This is a genomic window from Streptococcus alactolyticus (genome assembly GCF_042649785.1).
Taxonomy (GTDB): domain Bacteria; phylum Bacillota; class Bacilli; order Lactobacillales; family Streptococcaceae; genus Streptococcus; species Streptococcus alactolyticus.
This window is the reverse complement of the sequence record NZ_JBHRZX010000007.1, coordinates 23,865-24,516: the sequence shown is the minus strand read 5'-3', so window position 1 is coordinate 24,516 and position 652 is coordinate 23,865. Positions and strand designations below refer to the sequence as shown.

Genomic DNA, 652 nt, shown 5'->3' with positions numbered 1-652 from the left:
TATTGGCTTGGTGCTTGAGGAAGCCCTGCTAAAAGCGCTAATTGGGCAATAGACAAGTCTTTGAGGTCCTTGCCATAGTAAGATTTAGCCGCTGTCAGCATCCCGTAGCTACCATTTCCCATATAAACCTTGTTGATGTAGAAGGTCAAGATTTCTTCCTTGGTGTACTTACGCTCCATTTGGAGGGCTAACCAAGCTTCTTGTGCCTTACGTTTAAGGGTTTGGTCTGATTCGTTAGTTGAGAAATACGCCAACTTGATAAGCTGCTGGTCGAGTGTTGACCCCCCTTGGGTACCTGAGCGGGTAAAGTTGTTCCAAGCTGCACCGAAAATACGATAGATGTCAATCCCACGGTGTTTAAAGAAGCGTTTGTCTTCAATAGATGTGATGGCATTGACTAGGTTTAAAGGAATATCTTCTGTTGAAACACTTTCCCTTTTCTCTGAACCCAAGTTAGCAATAAGGTTATTGTTAGAGTCGTAAATCAAACTCGAATTAGTAGAAGAAAGCTTGCTTTCTGATAGTTTTGGAGCGCTGCTCACATAGTAGAAAAAGAGTCCAGCTCCAGCTATAACACCTACAATGACAAGCGTTACAAATGTAATCAGCCCATATTTGATAACACGCAAGACCGTGTCTTTTGAGTTTCTAT

Annotated in this window: 1 protein-coding gene; it reads right to left on the bottom strand. The window is 42.3% G+C overall.

Going from position 1 to position 652, the window contains the following annotated elements; all coding sequences use genetic code 11:
- The coding region (locus tag ACFORE_RS02000; protein ID WP_380434942.1) for a transglycosylase domain-containing protein at nt 1-652 on the bottom strand (652 nt) is incomplete at both ends.